Raw genomic sequence first — 2,848 nt, 5'->3', positions numbered from 1 at the left:
TCGCGGCAAACCGAGTTACGAAAAAATTCGATCGCGGCGCTGCCGACGCGCCGCATGTTGCGAACCCTTTTGGGTTCGCTCTGCCATCGGTGTCCGGCTCATCGCCTCGTTCCCTCCGGCAGGCCCCGCGCACTTGGGCACGCGCCTCTCCAGCGCGAGCCCCGAGATCCGGGTCTCTCGTTCCGGCCATGGCCGGGATGTTCGGTGGAGCCGCGCGGCGGGCAACAAAAAACCCTCCGGAGCGGCAGGCTCGGGAGGGTCCGTGAGAAGCGGACTGTCGATCTTGCGGTCAGGCAAGATCGCTCCCATGAGCCGGGCATGCGCAATCGAATAGCTTTGGGCTATTCGGCATGCGGACAATTCTTTCGTAGCGGTGCGACATCGCTCGGTTCATGGTGTCTGTCGCAAGCGGAAGTGCTTGCGAGGGCGCGGGAAATACGCCCGCAACTTGCGGATGTCAAGCGAGACGCGTGTGAAAATTGCAGGACACTGACGACAACACACGGATGCCTGTCGTGCCGAGCTATCTCGGCCTCGACGGATTTCGCTTCGGCTGGGTCGCGGCCTGGATCGATGCGCGCGGAGATCACGGCTTCGACTATTCACCGGGCCTGACGCGCCTGCTCGCCATGCCGCATACGCGCGCGATGATCGACATGCCGATCGGATTGAATCCGAGCGGCTATCGCGTCTGTGATCTGCGCGCACGCGAACTGATCGGCCCGGCCGTGTTTCTCGGTGCGCGCCGCGACCTCTGGACCTTCCCGGATATGGCGGCGGCAAATCGCCATTACTGGAAGCACGAAGGCGAGGGCAGGGGCGTTTCGGCGCAACTCTGGAATATCAGGGACAAGATGAAGGAGGTCGATGACGCCATGACGCCGGCGCGGCAGGCGACGATCGGCGAAGCGCATCCCGAATTGATCTTCTGGAATCTGGCCGGGCGCGTGCGGCTCGAGAAGAAGACCTCGCCGCGCGGCCGCGAGCAGCGCATCGCGCTGCTGAGAGACCGCGGCTTCACCAAGATCGAGCGATGGTTGAAGCTACGCCACGGCACCGGCATCGGCCGCGACGATCTCCTCGATGCCTGTGCCTGCGCGGTCGCTGCGCGCGACAGCACGCAGCGCGTCGGTGGAGATGAGCGCGACCCACGCGGACTGCGGATGGAGATCAATTATTGAACCTTGCGTCGCTGCGCTCGTTGCCTAGACTGGCTGCGCATCAACATCAGATTGCAGGTCCCGATGCCCGAGTCGCCCGTTCCTGTCCCCAACTGGGACCGTCTGTCAGTCTTTCCCATCACCCGGCGCTGGCCACCCAAGCATCCGGAATTACTTCAGCTCTATTCGCTGCCGACGCCGAACGGCGTCAAGGTTTCGATCATGCTGGAGGAAATCGAGCTCCCTTACGAAGCGTACCTCGTCGATTTCGCCAAGGACGACCAGAAGACACCGGAATTTCTCTCGCTCAATCCCAACGGCAAGATTCCGGCGATCCTCGATCCCAATGGTCCCGGCGGCAAGCCGCTGCCGCTGTTCGAGTCCGGGGCGATCCTGCAATACCTCGCGGAGAAAACCGGCAAGCTGCTGCCGCAGGATGCTTCGCGCCGCTACCAGACGCTGCAATGGCTCCACTTCCAGATGGGCGGCGTCGGGCCAATGTTCGGCCAGGTCGGCTTCTTCCACAAATTCGCCGGCAAGGACTACGAGGACAAGCGGCCTCGCGACCGCTACGTCGCCGAAGCCAAGCGCCTGCTCGGGGTGATGGAGGCGCATCTCGCCGGCCGGCAATGGTTCATGGATGACGACTACACCATCGCCGATATCTCCATGCTCGGCTGGGTGCGCAACCTCATCGGCTTCTACGGCGCGGGCGATCTCGTCGAATTCAGCCAGTTCAAGGCGGTCGGTGCCTGGCTCGAGCGCGGCCTTGCGCGCCCCGCGGTGCAGCGCGGGCTGAACATTCCGGCAAGGCCCTGACGAGGCCCGAGGCTAGAACAACCGTCCGCCGTTCGGCACGGGCTTGCTCGGCTGCACCAGCACCACCTTGCCATTGGCATCGGGGAAGCCGAGCGTCAGAACCTCGGCGACAACAGGGCCGATCTGGCGCGGCGGAAAATTGACGACCGCCGCGACCTGTTGCCCCACGAGCGTTTCGAGCGGGTGGTGTTCGGTGATCTGGGCCGAACTCTTGCGCACGCCGATGGCCGGGCCGAAATCGATCCATAGGCGCCAGGCCGGCTTGCGGGCCTCCGGAAACGGTTGTGCGTCCACGATCGTGCCGACACGGATGTCGACAGCGAGGAAGCTGGCGAAGTCGATGGTCGGTGAAGGGGCGGCTGCGGGATCGTGGCTGACGTGCATGGCATGTCCGTTTCGAGAGTTGGCTTCGTCCGCGATATTGTCGCGCGAAGCGGAGTTTCGTACAACGCCCCGGGGATCACGATACGACGCATGCGCGAGGAACTGCCTTGCCCACCATCATCTACGGCATCAAGAACTGCGACACCATGAAGAAGGCCCGCGCCTGGCTCGACGCCCACGGCGTGGCTTACGCGTTTCACGACTACAAGACGGCTGGTGTGGAGAAGGACAGGCTCAAGCAGTGGAGCGACAAGGTCGGGTGGGAGACGCTGCTCAATCGCGCCGGGACCACCTTCAAGAAGCTGCCCGACTCCGACAAGGACGGGCTCACCGAGAAGAAGGCGCTGGCATTGATGCTGGCGCAGCCGTCGATGATCAAGCGGCCGGTGCTGGAGATCGGTGGCAAGCTGCTGGTCGGCTTCAAGCCGGACATCTACGCCAAAGAGGTCGCAGCCAAGCGCTAGGATCTAGTTGAGCTCGATGGT

4 protein-coding genes are annotated in these 2,848 nt (G+C 63.6%); 3 read left to right on the top strand and 1 reads right to left on the bottom strand.

Annotation, left to right across the window (positions count from 1 at the left end):
• Window positions 1-515: 515 nt before the first annotated feature.
• Together JHD07_RS19420 and JHD07_RS19415 are read left to right on the top strand one after the other, a co-directional pair.
• Window positions 516-1,181, top strand: a complete 666-nt coding sequence (locus tag JHD07_RS19420; protein ID WP_291624783.1) for a DUF429 domain-containing protein — start codon at window positions 516-518, stop codon at window positions 1,179-1,181.
• 63 nt (window positions 1,182-1,244) lie between these two features.
• On the top strand, window positions 1,245-1,979 hold the full coding sequence (locus tag JHD07_RS19415; protein ID WP_291624753.1) for a glutathione S-transferase N-terminal domain-containing protein: 735 nt from the start codon (window positions 1,245-1,247) through the stop codon (window positions 1,977-1,979).
• A gap of 12 nt (window positions 1,980-1,991) precedes the next feature.
• On the opposite strand, the gene JHD07_RS19410 is transcribed toward JHD07_RS19415, so the two are convergent.
• Window positions 1,992-2,363: a tRNA-binding protein gene (locus JHD07_RS19410; RefSeq protein WP_291624752.1), complete on the bottom strand. Its 372-nt coding sequence runs from the start codon at window positions 2,361-2,363 to the stop codon at window positions 1,992-1,994.
• Between the two features lie 107 nt (window positions 2,364-2,470).
• Between JHD07_RS19410 and JHD07_RS19405 the strand changes: the two genes are divergently transcribed.
• Window positions 2,471-2,827 carry an ArsC family reductase gene (locus tag JHD07_RS19405; RefSeq protein ID WP_291624751.1) on the top strand — a complete coding sequence of 119 codons (357 nt, stop codon included), beginning with the start codon at window positions 2,471-2,473 and terminating at the stop codon, window positions 2,825-2,827.
• The last annotated feature ends 21 nt before the right edge of the window (window positions 2,828-2,848 follow it).

Origin of the sequence: Bradyrhizobium sp., from assembly GCF_016462955.1 — a bacterium.
Taxonomy (GTDB): domain Bacteria; phylum Pseudomonadota; class Alphaproteobacteria; order Rhizobiales; family Xanthobacteraceae; genus Bradyrhizobium.
Note: the sequence above shows the minus strand (reverse complement) of the source record. Positions and strands in the feature narration are given on the sequence as shown.

Coding starts and splice junctions, on each gene's coding strand:
- JHD07_RS19415 (WP_291624753.1), top strand. CDS start 1,245: ATGCCCGAGTCGCCCGTTCCTGTCCCCAACTGGGACCGTCTGTCAGTC.
- JHD07_RS19410 (WP_291624752.1), bottom strand. CDS start 2,363: ATGCACGTCAGCCACGATCCCGCAGCCGCCCCTTCACCGACCATCGAC.